This is a genomic window from Flavobacterium cryoconiti (assembly GCF_048158645.1).
Lineage (GTDB): Bacteria > Bacteroidota > Bacteroidia > Flavobacteriales > Flavobacteriaceae > Flavobacterium > Flavobacterium cryoconiti.
Genome location: NZ_JBLNKW010000006.1, coordinates 68,710 through 87,732 on the forward strand (window position 1 = coordinate 68,710; position 19,023 = coordinate 87,732).

The window sequence follows — 19,023 nt, forward strand, 5'->3', positions numbered from 1 at the left end:
GGGATTAAAAAATTTGTTGGTATTCATATCTCTTTCTTTAAAGGTTAAAAGTTAAATTGTAAACCGACCGTAATAATCCGCAATGGTGGCAAAAATCCATAACCGGCAAATTCAGGATCAGCCCCTTTATAACCAGTAATCGTGAACACGTTTTGCCCTTCAACTGTTGCCTTGCAGTTAACATTTTTAAGCCACCTCTCCGGAAATTCATAGCTGATGGAAACATTCTTCAGTTTTATAAACGAAGCATCGGTTATCCCTGCGTCGCTGGCGGCATATTGATAAAGGGCATTTTCGGCTGTGCCATTGGCACCCGAAGTATATAATTGGGAAGAGGCTAAATCTCCTGGAGATTGCCAACGGTCAACTATAGCGACGCTTTGGTTATTCATCGTGCCGGCAACACCCAGCGTTCGCGGTACATTATAATTCTGCTGCTTTACAAAATTGAAGAGGAAATCAAACTGCCACCTTTGAAACCGCAACGTGTTTTGAACTCCTCCAAAATAAGCTGGATTTAGGTCTTTCACGGTCTGCTTGTCTTCGGGTTCTGTCAATATACCGTCTCCATTTACATCTTCAAAAGTGTAAATACCAGTTGCAGGATCAATGCCGGTATAATGATACACTTTTACAATATTCAATGGCTGTCCAATCACGTACGAATTACTGTAAGTAGAACTTTCAAGGTTTGGGAACGAGCACAGTTTGTTTCTTGAAGCCGAAAAATTGATTGTGGTACTCCAGTTGAAATCATTGCCTTTTATGTTTACGGTGTTTAGGGTCAGTTCAACACCGCGATTCTCTATGACTGCATTCAGGTTCGACTGTATTTCAGTAAAACCCGTAGTGCCCGGCAACGGTATTCCAACCAATTGGTCGGATGACCTGTTGCGGTACCATGCCCCTGTCAGGAAGATTCGCTCTTTCAAAAATCCGGTCTCTAACGCTACTTCTAGTTTTTTGTTGGTTTCCCATCCAAAACTGGCATTATACAAACGCGATGGTTGCAGACCGATTACTCCGTCATAATTGGCATTTGATGATGTGTACGTATTCAGGAATTGGTAATTCCCAATCTGGTCATTACCTGTTGTCCCATAACTGGCACGAAGCTTTCCAAAACTCAGCAGCTTATTGTCCTGCAATAATTTCTCGCGGGAGAAAAGCCAAGCTGCGCCCACGGCTCCGAACCATCCAAAACGTTTACCGGCACCAAAACGGCTTGAACCGTCTCGCCTTCCCGTAAGGTTAATGATATAGCGTTCTTTCAGGTTAAAATTGGCACGACCAAAAAACGATTGATACTTGTATACTGATTCGTCAAAACCTAATATCGAAGTATTGGTAGCCGCAGCAGGATTATAAATCATGCTGTTACTGGAAAAACCGCTGCTTTGAACCGAAAGAGATCTATTATTTTGACGTTGGAATGCGCTTCCTAGCAGCAGCTCTGTTTTCACTGCTCCCAATGTAGGTTTCCAGTTCAGTTGTGGTTCGATAATCCACGAATTCCTGTTGGTATCGGTATAAAAAATACGGGAAGTTTCACTGCCAATCCCTAAGGATGGGTTATACATCGTCGAGGGATAAGTACTACTCTCGTGATGGTTTAGGTCGGTATACCCAAAACTGCTTTTTATTTCAATGTTGTCAAATAAATTATAAGAGAGTGTTGTATTGGCAACAAGGTCATGGGTTTTAGATTTCGATAACCCTTTTAAGTAGCGCAGCGGATTTTCAAAAGTGTTGTTTTCCCAATTAAGATTCCCTTCCGCATCATAAAGCGCCGGAGCATTTGGGGCTAGTCGCCAAGCCTCCGTGGTAAGATCAGTCGAGGGTTGGTTGTTATCCTGTATGCCATAGCCACCCGTAAAAGCAATCTTAAACCGTTGGTCAGCAGATGCGTGATTAATGCTTGTCCTCACATTAACACGGTTGTAACCAAAATCACCAGGTAGCACGGTTGTCTCCTTACCATAAGTTCCGGACACCATAAATTGGGTTTGTTCAGAACCTCCAGAGATAGAGCCGTTGATATTAGTAATTTTTGAAGTGCCTCCCATTAATTCTTTCTGCCAGTTGGTATAACGGCTTTGGTCCCATGTTCCATTAATGTCATAAGCACTTTCCGGATATTCCGTTATGCCATCGTTCGCAAATGCTTCGGCACGCATAGCAAGGTATTGTTCCGTGTTCATCATTTTCATAAAATGCGGAACGCTTCCGGCTCCTTGTGCTACCGATGCGCTAAAACGGGTCTTGCCTTTCTTTCCTTTTTTGGTTGTGATCAATACCACTCCGTTCGCCCCACGCGATCCATAAATGGCCGTTGCATCCGCATCTTTAAGAACTTCTAAACTTTCAATATCTGTTGGATTAATGTTGTTTAGCGGATTCGTATTCATCGACATGACCGACATAGACATTCCGTTCCCGATTTCCTCACTGGAATACGGCACACCGTCAATAATGTACAAAGGCGAGTTGCCCCCTCTTCTCACGCTGTTCTGTCCGCGAATCTGGATATTAAACCCACCACCCCCAGTTCCAGTCTGTTGCGTAATATGCACCCCTGCCATCCTGCCCTGCATGGCAGCAAGCACATTGGTCACGGGTTGTTTCTCAATGTCCTTAGCCGTGATTTTTGCAATGCTTCCGGTGCGCTCACTTTCCTTTACGGAATAGTAGCCCGCATTGACACGGACTTCTTGTAAAGAGGTGATGTCTTCTTGTAATTGTATATTAATTGTAGTAAGTCCCGCTACAGGAATATTTAAGGTGGTATACCCTACGAAAGAAAAAACAAGAATATCAGTGGCCGTGGCCGTTATGCTATATTTACCTTGATAATCAGTAATTGTGGCTGTTGATTTTCCGGCTACAGATACTGTAACACCCGGAAGTGCACCATTACTGTCACTTACAGTTCCGGTAATTAAAATAGATTGTGTCATCCCGAGCGCAGTCGAGGGAATTACTTTATGACTTTCGAATTTTGAATTTACGACACATATCGAACCGTAAGAAAATAGTGGTGTAAGAATAAGGTAGACCCATAGAAAAATAGGAATCCACCATTTACCCTTAAATAATGAAAATTTATTCATAATATTGGTATAGTTAAATGAAACGTTAGTTTTGTTAGCAATGGTCCTCTATACTTGTTTGGTCATGGGTTAGAGGGCCTTTTTTTATGCGCTTACTTTTTGTCACTCTTAGCACAGTCGAAGGGCTTAGTTATTATTCTATCATAGGCGATGGATTTTTCGGTTAGTTTATGATTGTTAGGGATGACTAAATAACCTGTACTTCCCATATTTGGGCATAGCAGTCGGAAAGGGCTGCTGCTATAACTATTTTTACATCTTTAAAAATGGCCGTTTTAATCAATTGTGGCTTTGGAAGATCCGTTTGGGTAAAACGGTCACAACCATAGAACCAAAGACATATAAGTAATATTAATGCCACTATTAATGCAGCTTTCATTAGTCTGTAGTATTTCATGGTATCAATTTTTATATCTTATAAAACTAGTTGTATACCCATTGAGATCTGGGTATAATGGTGGTATAAAAAAGGAAGATTGATTTTCAGGATCGGCTCCCAACCCTTTGTTTAATAAAATAATTGTCATAATATTGGTTTAGTTACGTGAAATGTTAGTTTTGTTTTGCTATAGATCCCTCTATGCAGTTGTCGAGACGGTTAGAGGGGATTTTTATGTTTTTTTTATTTTGTCATTGGTTAGGAGTTTTGCAGTTAGTTAATTGTTGTTAGGGACGACTAAATAACCTGCACCTATTATTAACAAATTCAAATTAAATTAACTAGGTGTTCAAAGGACCTTTTGGTGCAGGCGTTTTATAGTGAATATTTCTTTTAGTTCATAGGCATGCTGGGTTAGCGGGTTAAACTGCTGCGAGACTATGAAAAAGATGAAGCGGTGCTAAGAATGTAATAAGAGGAGTAAATGTGCCAATAGAAATAAAAAAATGGCATGGAACTCAGCTTATTGCCTTAGAGGTACTGGTATACCAGGGAACAATAAGTGAGCCCACGCCATGGGACGTGAGCATCATACTTATCATTTCGTTCCTTTTAAAATTACCAGTTTTCTAAGACGAAATTCAAAGCGAATGCTTCAAATATTTTAAATGAAGAAACGCAAATATATAAATTCAAAAACAAATATAAAGCAAATATTCCAATTGCACATCATCGTGTGCACAATAATCATAGATATTATATTCTTTTGTTCTAATGACCAATGATAACTCACAAAGTAATAGATCTAAAGACAAGAAACTTGTAAAGGTTTTTCTTATAGACAGGTATGTTTGTAATTACATATGCGAGAAGTGGATGAATAGTGATGTATCTAATAGGTCTTTTGGAAAATCTCATGGTATACATGAAGGCATTGTTAGAAAAATAAAAGAAGTAGACGGATATAAGATACCGGTATCTACACTTACCACTATATGCTTTTATAAAGGAATAAAATTGTCAGAGTTTTTTAAATTGATAGAAGAAAAATATGGCGAGTTAAATGACAACTTTGAAATTGTATTTAAATAATAAACAAGATTACTGAAGAATATTGAAATGTAGATGCTGAGAAGCATCTTTTTCTATTTTATAGCTAAACAGAACACTTATCAATTCAGGATTAAAGCTTCTCAAAAAGACTAGAATTGATAATTTGTTAAAATAGCAGCGTTGAAAACACTTTGTTCCTTTTTTCAAAGTAAATAGGTATTGGTTACAAACGACATCGTGGCGAAGTACAAAAAGCGTACAGCAAATCAAAAGTCCTTTTTATTATTTGTAATAATATATTTATATATTTGACAATAATCCGCTATAAAATAGCGACTCACCCTCTGGTGCCCTACTTACTTATGAAAATTAAATAAAGCGTTTGCAACGCGGCTCCTTGACCAAACTATTGCTTTTATCCCAAATCTAATTTAGAATTTCATTCTATGATTTTAAATAAGAAACTAAAAATAAATTTGTTGATTACACTCCGTATTTTATGACTTTGCTATTTTAAATATTTCTTAAAAGAACCCTCTGGTGCTCGTTTGCAACGAGTACCTACTTACTTATGAAAATTAAATAAAGCGTTTGCAACGCGGCTCCTTGACCAAACTATTGCTTTTATCCCAAATCTAATTTAGAATTTCATTCTATGATTTTAAATAAGAAACTAAAAATAAATTTGTTGATTACACTCCGTATTTTATGACTTTGCTATTTTAAATATTTCTTAAAAGACCTAAAGTCAATAAAAATCTCGTAATTCTATGAAGTTTTTAAGAATTATATGTGTTTCAAGAATTATTAAAACTACAAAGTGGCAAAGCCGTTATTTTGTAGTTTTTTTTCTATATTTGAATTGTAGGTAAAAATAATGATGTGTTTAAATACATTTCAATATGAGCAAGAATATTGGAAATAAAAAAGCCCGGTATGAAAACCGAGCTTATTTCTTCAGGGAGAATTGGACTGATAACTCCTAACGGATATTGTTTTCAGACGCTATCTCCCGTCTTCTATCATTATTTCAAAAAGAAAAATCAAATTTTATAGTACAAATATAAATAAGTTATTTTAAATAAATGAACATTTTAACAAAATATTTTTTTAGCAGATGCTTCGAATTACTTAATAAAAAGTCATTTGACACATATAGAGTCAGTCTTCATAACCCTTATACAATTTTTGAAGAATTATTGATAAGTCTCAGCAACTACGACAAAAAAAGAATAAAAAACTACGACCCAACAATAACTTCTATTGGAAAAGAGATAAAAATATTTTTAGATATTGATATTTTAACTGAAGTGTTTGAGTTTAATACTTATACAAAACAACAAGTAAAAGATAATATCGAAAACAAATGTATAAAAGGAAAAGAAGGAGAAAACAACAGAACAATTTCTTTAATGTGCAAAACATTGCTAGAAGAAAATAAAAGTTTTACCCAAAAATTATTTATCCGAATTACTGAATTGCTTTTAGAAAACGTAGAAAATAATTATCACAAAGTAGACAGATTTGCTTGTTGGTTAATCTCACAATTATTGTATAAAGGATATTCACGAAAATTCATTAGTAATAGTGTAAGGAAAGCAAATGATCTAATTAACAGCGGAGAAACAACCGAAAAAACAATTGAAAAATTATCTCAAATTTTTGAGAAAGAACCAGAAAAATATGGTGTCATCTTCAAAATAAAATCTGAAAACATTTTGAACTTTAAATTTGCATCACAAGAATTAATTAAAATAGAAGAGCTTCCTCAAGAATTTAAAGGAGCAAAATTAATTAATTCTAAATTTAAAATTTTAGATGAAGATGAAGTTTACCTCAAGATTGAAGTTAACACTCATGACTTTTGGTCAGCATTAAAACTAGCGCATAAAATCATATGTGAAACAATTGAAATAAATATTTTACACCAGACAGATAACAAAATTACACTTGAAAATCAAGCACTTGTATTTCATGATAGTACAAAGAGATGTCGAATGGAAAAATTAGAAGATTCATTAGACGGCTATTATGATTATAATGAAGATGAGTTCTCAAGATTTATTTTTAATTATAAAAATATTGAATCTACCACAGCAAGGGAAAAATTAAGATCAGCTATTCGTTTTTATAAACTCGGAAATGATTCTATAGAAATGGAACATAAAATTTTAAACTACTGGATTGGTTTCGAACAATTATTTTCTGCAATAAATAGTAATGAAGACTCTATAAAAAGAATTAAAAATTTTTATGTTGCATTAAGTTGCTGTTATTATTTGCAAAGAAGAGTAAATTATCTTTTAGTTTTAGCTGATAGTAAAAAATATACTAAAGAAGATACTAAAATTGAATTACAAGATCTTAAAATTGGTTTAATGGAAAAAATTAAATTTGAACATCAAGATCCATTATTAGAAAAACGACTAAGTCGATATATTAATGACTTTAATTCAAATCATAAGATTAAGGAAAACATTGAGCTTCATCAAAAAAGATTAGATCTACACTTAACAAGAATATATAAAATAAGAAACGAATTAGTTCATGAAGGCAAAACAAGTGTTGATCTAAATCAATTAGCGAGTCATCTGAGACATTATCTTTTATTTTCGATAGAGCAAATTACAAACGAATTAAATGAGAATATTATCCTAAATCAATTAGATGATGTATTTATTTATTTCGAAAATTTAAATAATAGAATAATTAATGCTAAAAATATTGAAGAAATTTTCGAAATCAAAGAATTCAAAGGCTACATGGAATAACTTTTCCCCCTGCTGGCGCGAGCGTCCCGCTCGTGCACACAATCAAAATCAATTAATATCTATTTCTAAAACAGTTTGATCATTATTCCCAATGGCGCGGAGTTGCATTCTGTGTCTATGAATGAGAAACGTACAACTCTGCTCTTCGAGGTCTCCCGACCTCGAACTGTTATCTTTTATCCCAAACCTAATGGTAAGGAATTGTATTCCGTCATTTGTCAATGAGAAATGTACAATCTCGTGTAGAACGAAACCGGAGGTAGTTTAAAAAAGAAAAATAATTGCAGTTTAAATCATATATATTTACATTCAAATTAACAAAAATAAAGTTCGTTTGGAGGTTTTTAGACGAACTGAGGTTGTCAGAAATTTTCAGAAACACCACTTTAAGATGATAAAGACAACTAAATTAATATTGATATTTCTATAGTAAAATATAAACCTAAAAAGCCACCCTATGATGGATGGCTTTTCAAATGTGGCGGGGCACTGGCATCGAACCAGCTCACTAACATATAATATTCAAACCTTGGCATAAATTATTGGTTAGTTGACTGACCCGCCTGCAATGCCAACGCCTCCGCCAATCCACATAAAAGTTATGCTTAAAAAAGTCAGGATAAATCCTGTAGTAAGATGTACAATTACAGTTTTTGCTATTTCCATAAAGTTTGTTTTTTTAGGGTGAATAATAAAGTGACTAATAACGACAATCAAAACCTCTTTCAAATGCCAAAATTCAAAGAACTCTGTTAGGGCTCCCAGATCTTAAGGTTTCCCAATAGTCAAAAATACATATTTTCCGCATTTGGTAGTGCTTTTTCCAACAAATTATTATGGCATCTATATGGTATGTGATAACACCAACTGCTGAAGAAAAAAAAACCATAATTTCGACATTGCTTAGAGTAAATAAAAACTGTCCAAAAAACAGGGCTGACTAAAAATTAACATTCGATTAAACTTATAACAAATTCAATTAAGAATGATCAAAAAAGGAATTACTATAAGACCGGAAGATACCGATATTAAAAAAACTGACAAAAAGAACATTGAAGATTACAATATCGAAGAAATCAGAGGATGGACTATAGATGAACTAAATAAAATAGAAGAGAAAATTAATATAGTTATTACTCGCTATTTTTCTCCTACAAAAGAACATGAATTTAAAACTATTGTCCTTAACTCTTCAATTGTAAGCACGGGTGCCAAAATGAAAATCTTACGAAATATTGATTCATTTGATAACAAAATGATAAGTAAAGTTCAAACTTTAATGAATACAAGAAATGCTTTTGCGCACCTGCCATTAGCAAAATCTGCAACAATAACTATTACCAATAAAGAAGGAAACCTTGTTTGGAATTTAGAGAACATATCAACTCAATTAGACATAATGAATTCAAGCGGTGAGATTAAGAAAAAAAATACTAAAGAATTAATTGTAGAATATCAGAATGTTTTAGCTGAAGTCAATACATACTTAGAATCATATTTTACACATAGTATTTAAATAATTAACCTTAACTCAATTTGTTATAGCCAATCGAGGTATATCGCATATCGCGATATGCGATATGAAATCGTAAGCTATTGTTTTATAAGTAAATATTAAGTAATATTGCATATCGCAATATGCAATATAAAGAAAATGTCACAAATAAAAAATAATCTAAAGCCACAAGACATAGTAATCCTCCTAAAGATTATCGCTTTAGGAAACAAAGACTGGTTTCACCATACACTGGCAGAAGAATTGGGAATGAGCCAATCAGAAGTCAGCCAATCTCTCAATCGTTCAAAATATGCAGGCTTAATTGATGACGCAAGAAAAAAAGTAAACCGTATAGCATTCAATGAATTTATTATCCATGGCATAAGCTATGCGTTTCCACAACACCCTGGACCAATAGTAAGAGGTGTGCTGACAGCGCATTCTGCAGAACCGTTAAATAAAATTATAAATGCCTCAGAAAAATATGTTTGGCCTTACGCTAGAGGAAATGATAGAGGTCAAGCCATCGAACCGTTATTCAATACAGTAGTAGAAGCAGTACTAAAAGACAACATACTATACGAATTACTAGCAATGGTCGATGCATTGAGAGTCGGTAGAGTAAGAGAAAAAGAAATAGCGAAAAAAGAACTGGAAAAAAGAATACTAAATGCACAATAAAATAATAAATCTAGCTTTAGTAGCTCAAGTAGCAATAGGCCTGGAAGAACTGAGAGAAAAAATGGTATTCATTGGTGGAGCAGTGATTAGCTTGTACACCGATGACCCAGCTGCAGAAGAAATCAGACCGACTTCAGATATAGACATGACCATAAACTTAGCTAACTATAACGAATGGGTACAAATGCAAGAACGCTTGGCAGAATTAAAATTTTATCCAGATCCTGAAGGACATTCTATTTGTTCATACAAATATGATAAAATAGCAATAGACATAATGCCCGCAGAAGACAGTAGCATCGGAGTTTCTAATATATGGTACAAGCCAGGCTTTAAATACCTACAACAAATTGAATTGCCAGAAGGAGTTAATATAAACATTTTACCTTCACCCTACTTCCTTGCCACAAAATTAGAAGCATTTAAAGACAGAGGCGCAAATGATTTCTACGGTAGTCACGATTACGAAGACATCATCTACCTATTAGACAACAGAACCTCAATTGTAGAAGAAATACTAACTGCCGATGAAGATGTTAGAACATACATAAAACAAGAAATAAACGTCATAAAAAACCATCCGCAAGCAAACGAAATTTTAGCTATGCACATCCATCCATTGGTAAGAGAAGAAAGGTTTGTAATGTTGATGGAGAAAATTGAAAAAATTACAAAATAAAAAAAATAACCCAGAAGCTTTTTACTACTGATTTAACGCTTTAAAAATAAAATAAATGAGTACAACTAGTATTATAAGATATGCTATTCTTTTTTACTAGTAAGCTACTAGTTCACAACTTATAGCCTGCAATATCGCTTTATTTATAAATGCGGTGATTAACGTACAGTTATCACCGCATTTTTGCGGTAAATATAAAATATAATCACCGCAGTAGCACAAAAAACAAAGTATGCAATTCGGGAATTTCGCTATTCAATTCGGGAATCGAACACCACACCATTTGCAACCCAACCAACCATCAAATAGATTTGCCTCTCGATTCAATTACTGAATCAGTCAAATGTAAATCTAAAACAGCCATAATGAAATTGTTTGCTGAATCGTTGATGTCCGAGTTAGAACATCAATTAAAATCAATCCACCTGGAAACAGAAAATCAGTTACAATCCGCTGAGTTGGCAATAAAGGGTACCATTGCAGTCTTAGAGAAATTGAAGACCTTTTTCATAAAATACAAAAGGCTAAACAAAAGTGAGGAAATAGAATTCTTTCGGGACATCAAGCCAAAGTTTGTCAGCAAATTGATTTACTTCAACAAAATCTATACTATTGAAACCAACAGGCCGTTGGGTTCTCAAAAAACAATACGCAAATATTACAAAGTCGAACTCCTCAAATTAAAAGTCTTTTTCAATGAGAATCAGGAGTTTTACCGCTACTACCGCACGGGTAACAACTACCTCGATAATAAATATTTTATACGGGCAAAATACGACCTTAAACTAATGCTTGACAGTTTTTATTTTCAGGCTGACCACCGTTTCACTACCTCCCATGACTATAAAGTGGCTCACATTCTAGCCAACGATGAGATAAAAGTTTTTCTGGAAGAGCAAATTGAAAAATTAGGGCGAAAGACAATAAAAACACAGGCTCCTTTCCCCCTGCCTAAAGTCCCAAAATGGACAGCATCAAAGGTAGAACTGATTGAGTTGATTTATGCACTCCATACCGAAGGTGTTTTTAATAACGGATCCACAGGACTAAAAGAAGTAACAACCTTTTTCGAGTCATCTTTTAATATTGATTTGGGACAGTTCAACAGGGTTTTTCTGGAAATCCGAAACAGAAAATCCGAGAGGACAAAGTTTCTGAACACACTCAAAAGCAAACTCATTATCCGCATGGATGAAGCAGATGAAAACTAAAAGACTGCTCAATGAGCAGCCTTTTAGTTTTGATTGCAAAAAATCATACTGTAATAATAATTACCGTAGCAATGTTTATGATTCTCATGTTTAGTCTGTACTTCCAGTGCTATCAATAATATGGCCAACAAGTATTTTCCAGTCAGGATCAATAGTCATTAGTGATTCCGTTGTACCGGTATTAGCCGATAAACTTTTCGTAGCGAGCACTGTATCTCCTTTTTTGGGAGTATAATAATTAATTTCGTTCTTTGCATCTGCCTTGCCTATAGTATCGCCCGATACAACAGGTGTATCGGTGGTACAGGAATCAAGTGTAAATAGAACGGACAAACACATTAATGTACTAAAACCTAAATAGAATTTTTTCATCTTTGATAATGTTTTAAATGTTACTGATTATTTTTAATCAGTTCATTTCTCCCGGGATAATCTGAACAATTTTGATGGTGGTTTTGCTCATAACAAAACCCTTTGAATTCAGGGCAAAACTAATAGGAGCTTTCCCCACCGGCAAGCCAATAACTGTTCAATTCGGGAATCTACGATATGTAATTCCCGAATTGAACACAGTAAATTTTCCAATAAACAGTAACTATCCAGAGAGTTACACTCGATAAAATGAAAGAATCCTTTATAAGGGTAATTCGTGTAATCAATTAAATTATTTTAGCTACATTTATTTTACTAAAACAGAGTCTCAAAGACAATAATCTTATGTCTTCTAATCAGTAAGCCCCCCAATCTCTTAGAAAAATGACAAAAAAATACTTACTTATAATATGGCTATGCCTGTATAATAATGCATCTGCACAACAAAATAATTTTATTATTCCAGACAGTCTTTCAACTAAAGACTATGAATATTTTAGCAAAAACATACTATATACGGAAAAGGACAGCATTAAAGAACGGCTGTATGTTCAGTCATGGTTAGCTAAAGCAAAAAGGGAGAAAAACTTCGGTCAAATGGCGTTGGCTTATAAAGTTTTCATTTACAAAAACGATAAAAAGTTACGGCTTAAATATGCCGATAGTATGGTGACAGCAGCTAAACGAACAGCCGACATCGAATTAATCGGAGCAGTTTACATGACTAGAGGAGCAGTGTATTATGACCGTAAAGAGCAAATGAAAGCACTCGATAACTACCTGATAGCTGATGAATACATTTCAAAGACAAACAACCAATACCAAATTTACAAAATAAAATATGGCATTGCTCAGATCAAATATTACCTTGGGTTTTACGATGAGGCAATAGCATTGTTCAAAGAATGTTTGGGTTACTTCAAGGAAGAAAATAGCCGCGCCTATCTGAATTCACTTCATTCTTTAGGGCTTTGTTACAACCGTACAGGTAAATATAAATTATGTAGCCAGATGAACCAGACGGGGCTGAGCGCGGGTCAGCGCTTTAAAAACCTAGAAATGCAGTCCTACTTCATCCATTCCGAAGGCGTAAACCAATATTTCAAACACAATTATCCCGACGCAATAAAGAAATTGACAAAGGCACTGCCTCCTATGAAAGTGAATAAAGACTTTACAAACGAAACGACGGCCTATTTTTACATCGGTAAAAGCTACTGGGCCCTAAAATTGAGGGAAAAGGCGTTACCCTACTTAAAAAAGATAGATGAAGCGTTCCAAAAACAAAAGTACATACGTCCTGATTTACGGGAAGCCTATGAAATATTAATTGATTATTATAAACAACAAAACAATAAGGAATTAGAGTTATACTACTTCAGCACCCTCTTAAAAGTAGATCAGGTGCTGCTTAAGGATTATAAATACCTTTCAGGAAAGATACACAAAGAATACGACACAAAAAAGTTAGTTCAAACGCAAAAAAACATTAAACAATACTGGACCATTATAATTACCATAATGACAGTAATCATAGCGGTACTAGTGCACAGACACTATAAAAATAAAAAATTATTTGAAGAATTGATGAATCGCAAAACCGAAACGACCCAATCATTCGTTTCAAACAATACCAGTAAAGAAACCGAACTCGATATCAATCCTGAACTGGTTATTGCAATTCTAAAAAATCTGGAAAAATTTGAACGCAATAAAAAATACCTCGAAAAAGACATGACCTTGGCAAGAATGGCTTCCATATTAAACACCAATATGAAATACGTTTCAAAAATTATAGCACGATATCGAAATAAAGGAACTGTTGACTACATCAGCCATTTAAAGATTGACCATATTATAGAATTACTCAAAAACGAAAACAAATACCGCAACTACACCAACAAGGCATTAGGTGAAGAATCCGGCTTCGGTTCCACCCAAAACTTCACACGTGCCTTCAATAACCGAACAGGCCTCTCTCCCACCTACTTCATCAGTAAATTAAGAAGTCAACAACATTCATAATAACAAGACATTATCTGAGACGCCCTTATAGTTGCCATACCAAAAAATCACGGTAAGGAATTAAGCATTGACCGCCGGTAGCGGTTCCAGAACCAACAGCGAACTGAAAACTGTTTTACAATGCAAAACGAGGTAAAATCAAACTAAGCTTCAACTTCAACCCGCCCTTATATTTTTATAAAAAAAATCACGGTACGAATTTAAGCGTTGGCCGAAGGGAGTGATCCCGGAGCCGAGTGTGAAACACGAGCGGCTGGGGTCGCGATAGGAAAATACGTCCGATGATTTTTGAGATAAAAATATTCAGGCTTGATTTTTTGTTTCTTTTGTATCAAGACAAAAGAAAAAATATAATAAAACCCCAATAGTTATTTTAATAAAAAGAACTCAATAACCTCAACCAATTCAAAATAAAAATTCATTTTTTCCTTCACAACTTGTGAACCACTTGTGATATAAAAACAACCAATACCAACATTTTTGCACCATAACAATATAAAAACAAAACTTATGGCAATCGAAATCCTTACCAAAACAGACCTCTACGAATTCAGTAAATTTCTTTTAGAAGATATTAGAGAAATACTAAAAGAAAAAACAAGCAAACCTAAAAAATGGCTAAAGTCAACTCAACATTTCTCTCTGAACACTTGCCGACAAAGCAGGACCTAAGGCCTTTGCCCAAATTGATAAAGTAATCTCGTCAACTTCACTCTTCTTATGGTTAATCTAACTGAATTCTAAAACGGAACACTTTCTCATGAACCACATAAAACACCTCACCGGTTTCTTTGACCGTATCATACAAGATCCAAACCTCAACCCTACTCATATCAGTTTATACATTGCATTATTCCAATATTGGAATGTAAATCATTTTCAAAATCCAATAAACATAACCAGAGATGAAGTGATGCTTATTAGTAAAATTTGCTCAAAAGCAACCTATCACAAATGCATGAGAGAACTAAACGAAAAAGGATATATAAAATACGAGCCCTCATTCAATCCATTCAAAAGCAGCATGGTAATTCTATTTAATTTTTCAGAAGATCAAAACCAGTTAATAAAGGAGTAAAAAGTAAAGATTTTCTTCATCTATAAAAAAAAATCAATAGCAATAATAAATTCGAAATATTGCCCTAAGTTGACGCCCATATATTTTTACACCAAAAAATCAATACTCATTAAAGCAGAAATAAATCAGATTTACGAAATCATATAGCTTCGTGTGTGGTCTCTCCTTCGTCGAGATGACAAACCCACGACCGCCCTTAAATAAAAAGCATATGAAAACAACGAAGAAGTGAAACGGCAGTGCTCCGCAAGTTGAGTCCGCAGGACGAACGGCTCGGGGCTCGGGGCGCGGAGCGGAACTTCAAGGTAGTTTTCTAGCTTTTTATTTTCAGGCTTGATTTTTTTGTTACTTTTTTCATCAAGGAAAAAAGTAAAGATTGTCTTCAAATAAAAGAATAGCAATACCAACAGTTTTTTGTTTCTTTTGAAATCAAAGATTCACGAACTCCAATAAATTATTAACTCGTGAGTAATCAAGACAAAAGATAAAAAACTCTTAATCATCGTCCTCTGGTCGCCCTTATATTTTTATACCAAAAAATCACGGTAAGGATTTTAGCGTTGGCAGCAGGGAGTGACCCCGGAGTTGAGTGCGTAGCACGAACGGCTGGGGTCGCGATAGGAAAATACGTCCAATGATTTTTGGGATAAAAATATTCAGGCTTGATTTTTTGTTTCTTTTGTATCAAGACAAAAGAAAAGAATCTTTTTGATCAATAAAAAAGTACTGGCAACGGTACACCTACAATAATGTTCTCCACTTACCCTGATGTCATACAGCAAATCACGGTAAGGATTTTAGCGTTGGCAGCAGGGAGTGACCCCGGAGTTGAGTGCTCAACACGAGCGACTGGGGTCGCGATAGGAAAATGTGTCCGATGATTTTTGGGATAAAAATATTTAGGCTTGAAATCGAAGATTCATGAATACCAAAAAACAATAATAAACCATGAATATTTTTTGTTTCTTTTGCATCAAGACAAAAGAAAAAATGTTCTTCATCAACAAAAAACTATCTCACTACTACAGACTAGCTTTCTGAAATCAAAGATTCACCAACTAATAAATTATTAGAAGATGATAAAATAACCCCACTGGTTCTTAAAAATTGATAAAAACAGAAAAAACAAAACCCATAACTGATAGCTCATCCAAAGAGTGTCATCTCAAACCAAATCGAAAAACGGAAAAAGCCCATTCCTTTCGGTTTGGGCTTTAACTTTGTTTAACTTTAGGTTACTATAACCGAAGCCAAACTATTTTTGGTACTTCTTAATTATAAATTTGAGCGCCATTGATATTCCAAAACTGACAATCGCACCAATACCGGCCAATAAAACAGTTCTCAAAACATCTTCCGAATGCAAATTCGGTAAAACACTCAAAAAAGTGCCTCCTGCGGTACCCATCAGGGCAGGATTACTAGTAGTCATCCTCTACTCGATAAGGATTTTCCTCATAGATCGTAGTAAGCTGGCTTACTGCCGATAGTACACCTCCGACAACCGCCAAATACCCTCCGACCGAACCGATGACTACTGGCAGGGCAATGGGCGCAGTCAAAATAACACCTCCAACGGCAGCCAATGCCAATCCGATATTTCGCAGCACTTTAAAAAATTTAGGAATTCGAGCTTTTGCTCTTTTTACAATATTCATAAGTATAAATTTTAAGATTGAACAATTAATGAAACTATTGAAGATTGCTCCAAAGCTTCATAAACCAAATTTTTCACTTTCGCAAAAGCCTGTCGCGATTGCAAACCTAAACCAACCCCGGAAAGTTGCGTTACAGGAGCAATACAACCCTTCAATTCCTTCATGGCATTATTAGCAGGATGCAACAAAATAGAACTTCTGTTTTTTACAGCAACCACTTCAATATGCCATTGAAATTTCCGACTGTATCGCTTTCGCAATAAATAGTAGCCTTCCGGAATACAGGAGACCCGCTTTTCATTTTCTCTCCACGGCAATTCAATGGTACAACAAATCAACTCGCCATCACAAGCAAGTTTTCCGTTAGTTCCCTCAGGGAAATAAGTTCTGGACAATACTAGAACCACCTTAAAGTCCACTAACTTGTACCAATGCCAATGGATTATAGGAGCCATTTTTCAATGGATACATCCTACCATTTACCTCTTGATAAAATTCAACGCCAAGAGCTAAAAACAAAGGTTTTGTACTGTTAGGAGTTACCGCATTCGAATGAGTGATAGCAACAGTCGGAACCATATCCCAAGGAAGAATGGCAGTTTCTGAAGTGGCAGTAACAAAAACTTCTGCTTCAAAATCAATTTCAGCCCCGGCCGATATAATTTTGAAATGGGTTGTTCCTCTTGGAGCTGCAATCATATTAGCAGGTATAAAGGAATCCAAATCAACAGTGATAGCACCACTAACTCGATCAATTCCTCCAACGAACGGCACAAATAAAGTAGTGCCCAGTTTTCCACCGATATTGAACTCGAATCCCACAAGCAACTCTGCCTCACCATCAATTACATTACGTAAACCTCTCTCGTTGGTTAAATCCGCTTGAATTACTTTGACCATAGCTTGAGTGAGTCGGCTCACCATTCTACTGTCGGCAGAATTCAAAAGTAAAGTCCGCAATGCAGTTCTCAAAGTTTTTCCCGCCTTACCTGCTCTGCCAAATTCAGAACCATTTTCACGGGTTCTCTGGAACGCAGGGTCGTTTGCAATTCTGCTGGCGTCAATGCCGCCTTTTTCACGTGCCAAATGGCCATCTTTAGTTTTGTAAAAGGTAATATCTCCGATAGTACCTTTCAATTTAATTATGCCTTTCTGTCTTGCCATATCACTAAAATTTAAGTTTGAAAATAATTTTACTACTCGTTCATCCTGAATATTCGTTGCAACTAAATCGGGAATGATTTCAACAAAGGTTCAATCAATTAAATCACTTTTCAAAAAGCAGATGTCAATAATGGTACTAAAACGCCTACAATTACCTGTTTTAGTCAATTCATAAGTAATTAATTTTCATAACTTTACAAACAACAAAAAAGTCGATAGATTTTGACAACGTATTAAAAATAAAAAATGTGATTGCAAGTAACATCAGGGTATGTATTTATCCAAAAGATGTACAACGTATTACCGGTAAAACATACAGACAAGCAAGGTTGTATCTGCATAAGATCAAAATCAACTTGAATAAAGAACCACATCAACTACTCTCAATAGAGGAGTTCTGTGACTATTCGGGGCTTCAAATGGAACATGTTTTACGTTGTATAATCGGATAGCGTTTTAAGCAATTAAAAACGGCTGATGTACTTTTCTAAGATAGCAACACCTGTTCAACAAGCAGTTCAAATAATGACTTTAGGGCGATCGAAATTCGAATCACGGAGCAACGAAAAACGAAAAAAATATGGCAAAAGTAGTAGCACCCTTCTTAATCAAAGGAACCATAGACGACATTAACTTTGTGGTAACAGCAGACGGCAACAATTATGCACGCTCGAAAGGAAAAACAGGCATAACTGCCAAAGAGTTTAAAAGCAATCCTATTTTCGACAGGATACGAGATCAGGGACAAGAATTCGGGCACTGTTCAAAAAAATCAGCAACATTTCGTCAACTGGTAGTTCGTTTCAATGAACTGGCAAAAGACGGAAGTTTTGCTGGTAGGGCAAACAAACTCCTTTACGAAATTCTCCAAGAAGACACAACCCAACCACAGGGAAAAAGAACACTGACAGAAGGACTAAAAACCAGTGATGGCAAGGAATACTTATTGTCTTTTGAAAGCAATAAGCTAAGACCCCTGAACCAAATTCTTAAAATAAAGGAGCAATACAATCAGGACAATCAAGCGGTATCAATACCTGATTTCATAGCTAAAGAACATTTGGACTGGCCAGAAGAAGCTACCCATGTTCATTTGGCATCAGCCACTACCAATTGGGATTTCGAAAACGACACCTTCAATACTTGTTATAGCAACGAAATAATATTGGATAAAGAATCCAAACAACAAACCATAACGCTGAAAAATGATAAACCTATAGGAAACCAGCTCTATCTCACATTCCTATTCATTGGCTTTGCAAAACAAGAACGAAAAAAACACAAACTCCTACACCGGAAAAACAACACCACAACCATAATTGCCTGTTACACCCCCTAACTGCC

At 35.3% G+C, this 19,023-nt stretch carries 15 protein-coding genes; 8 read left to right on the forward strand and 7 right to left on the reverse strand.

Annotated features, from left to right (window positions below; genetic code table 11):
• Positions 1–44: 44 nt before the first annotated feature.
• Both ACM55H_RS09995 and ACM55H_RS10000 read right to left on the reverse strand, forming a co-directional pair.
• Positions 45–2,957, reverse strand: coding sequence for a SusC/RagA family TonB-linked outer membrane protein (locus tag ACM55H_RS09995; RefSeq protein WP_416836368.1), 2,913 nt, complete (start codon positions 2,955–2,957; stop codon positions 45–47).
• 340 nt (positions 2,958–3,297) lie between these two features.
• On the reverse strand, positions 3,298–3,507 hold the full coding sequence (locus ACM55H_RS10000) for a hypothetical protein (RefSeq protein ID WP_416836369.1): 210 nt from the start codon (positions 3,505–3,507) through the stop codon (positions 3,298–3,300).
• A gap of 2,120 nt (positions 3,508–5,627) precedes the next feature.
• Here ACM55H_RS10000 and ACM55H_RS10005 point away from each other — a divergent pair.
• From ACM55H_RS10005 to ACM55H_RS10025, 5 genes are all read left to right on the forward strand, one after another.
• Positions 5,628–7,313 (forward strand): hypothetical protein, encoded by a 1,686-nt coding sequence (locus ACM55H_RS10005; RefSeq protein ID WP_126576302.1) that lies wholly within the window; start codon positions 5,628–5,630, stop codon positions 7,311–7,313.
• 985 nt (positions 7,314–8,298) lie between these two features.
• Positions 8,299–8,829, forward strand: coding sequence for a hypothetical protein (locus tag ACM55H_RS10010; RefSeq protein ID WP_416836370.1), 531 nt, complete (start codon positions 8,299–8,301; stop codon positions 8,827–8,829).
• A 138-nt stretch (positions 8,830–8,967) separates the two neighbouring features.
• Positions 8,968–9,492, forward strand: coding sequence for a hypothetical protein (locus tag ACM55H_RS10015; RefSeq protein ID WP_416836371.1), 525 nt, complete (start codon positions 8,968–8,970; stop codon positions 9,490–9,492).
• Entirely contained in the window at positions 9,482–10,171 is a 690-nt protein-coding gene (locus tag ACM55H_RS10020) for a nucleotidyl transferase AbiEii/AbiGii toxin family protein (RefSeq protein WP_416836372.1), read from the forward strand. Before ACM55H_RS10015 ends, ACM55H_RS10020 begins: the two co-directional genes overlap by 11 nt.
• 365 nt (positions 10,172–10,536) lie before the next feature.
• Positions 10,537–11,382, forward strand: a complete 846-nt coding sequence (locus ACM55H_RS10025; RefSeq protein ID WP_416836373.1) for an RteC domain-containing protein — start codon at positions 10,537–10,539, stop codon at positions 11,380–11,382.
• 90 nt (positions 11,383–11,472) lie between these two features.
• On the opposite strand, the gene ACM55H_RS10030 is transcribed toward ACM55H_RS10025, so the two are convergent.
• Positions 11,473–11,715, reverse strand: a complete 243-nt coding sequence (locus ACM55H_RS10030; RefSeq protein WP_416836374.1) for a hypothetical protein — start codon at positions 11,713–11,715, stop codon at positions 11,473–11,475.
• A gap of 423 nt (positions 11,716–12,138) precedes the next feature.
• On the opposite strand from ACM55H_RS10030, the gene ACM55H_RS10035 reads away from it, so the two are divergent.
• Both ACM55H_RS10035 and ACM55H_RS10040 read left to right on the forward strand, forming a co-directional pair.
• Entirely contained in the window at positions 12,139–13,779 is a 1,641-nt protein-coding gene (locus tag ACM55H_RS10035; protein WP_416836375.1) for a tetratricopeptide repeat protein, read from the forward strand.
• 760 nt (positions 13,780–14,539) lie between these two features.
• Complete coding sequence (locus tag ACM55H_RS10040; protein ID WP_416836376.1) at positions 14,540–14,857, forward strand: hypothetical protein; 318 nt, start codon at positions 14,540–14,542, stop codon at positions 14,855–14,857.
• Positions 14,858–16,112: 1,255 nt separating this feature from the next.
• Here the strand turns inward: ACM55H_RS10040 and ACM55H_RS10045 are convergent.
• The 4 genes from ACM55H_RS10045 to ACM55H_RS10060 are packed head-to-tail and all read right to left on the reverse strand — an operon-like array spanning position 16,113 to position 17,679.
• Positions 16,113–16,289 (reverse strand): hypothetical protein, encoded by a 177-nt coding sequence (locus ACM55H_RS10045; protein WP_416836377.1) that lies wholly within the window; start codon positions 16,287–16,289, stop codon positions 16,113–16,115.
• On the reverse strand, positions 16,279–16,515 hold the full coding sequence (locus ACM55H_RS10050) for a hypothetical protein (protein ID WP_416836378.1): 237 nt from the start codon (positions 16,513–16,515) through the stop codon (positions 16,279–16,281). The genes ACM55H_RS10045 and ACM55H_RS10050 overlap by 11 nt, the downstream gene beginning before the upstream one ends.
• A gap of 11 nt (positions 16,516–16,526) precedes the next feature.
• Complete coding sequence (locus ACM55H_RS10055) at positions 16,527–16,922, reverse strand: DUF5675 family protein (protein ID WP_416836520.1); 396 nt, start codon at positions 16,920–16,922, stop codon at positions 16,527–16,529.
• Between the two features lies 1 nt (position 16,923).
• Positions 16,924–17,679, reverse strand: coding sequence for a hypothetical protein (locus ACM55H_RS10060; protein ID WP_416836379.1), 756 nt, complete (start codon positions 17,677–17,679; stop codon positions 16,924–16,926).
• A gap of 580 nt (positions 17,680–18,259) precedes the next feature.
• On the opposite strand from ACM55H_RS10060, the gene ACM55H_RS10065 reads away from it, so the two are divergent.
• Positions 18,260–19,018, forward strand: a complete 759-nt coding sequence (locus ACM55H_RS10065) for a hypothetical protein (protein ID WP_416836380.1) — start codon at positions 18,260–18,262, stop codon at positions 19,016–19,018.
• Positions 19,019–19,023: the final 5 nt, after the last annotated feature.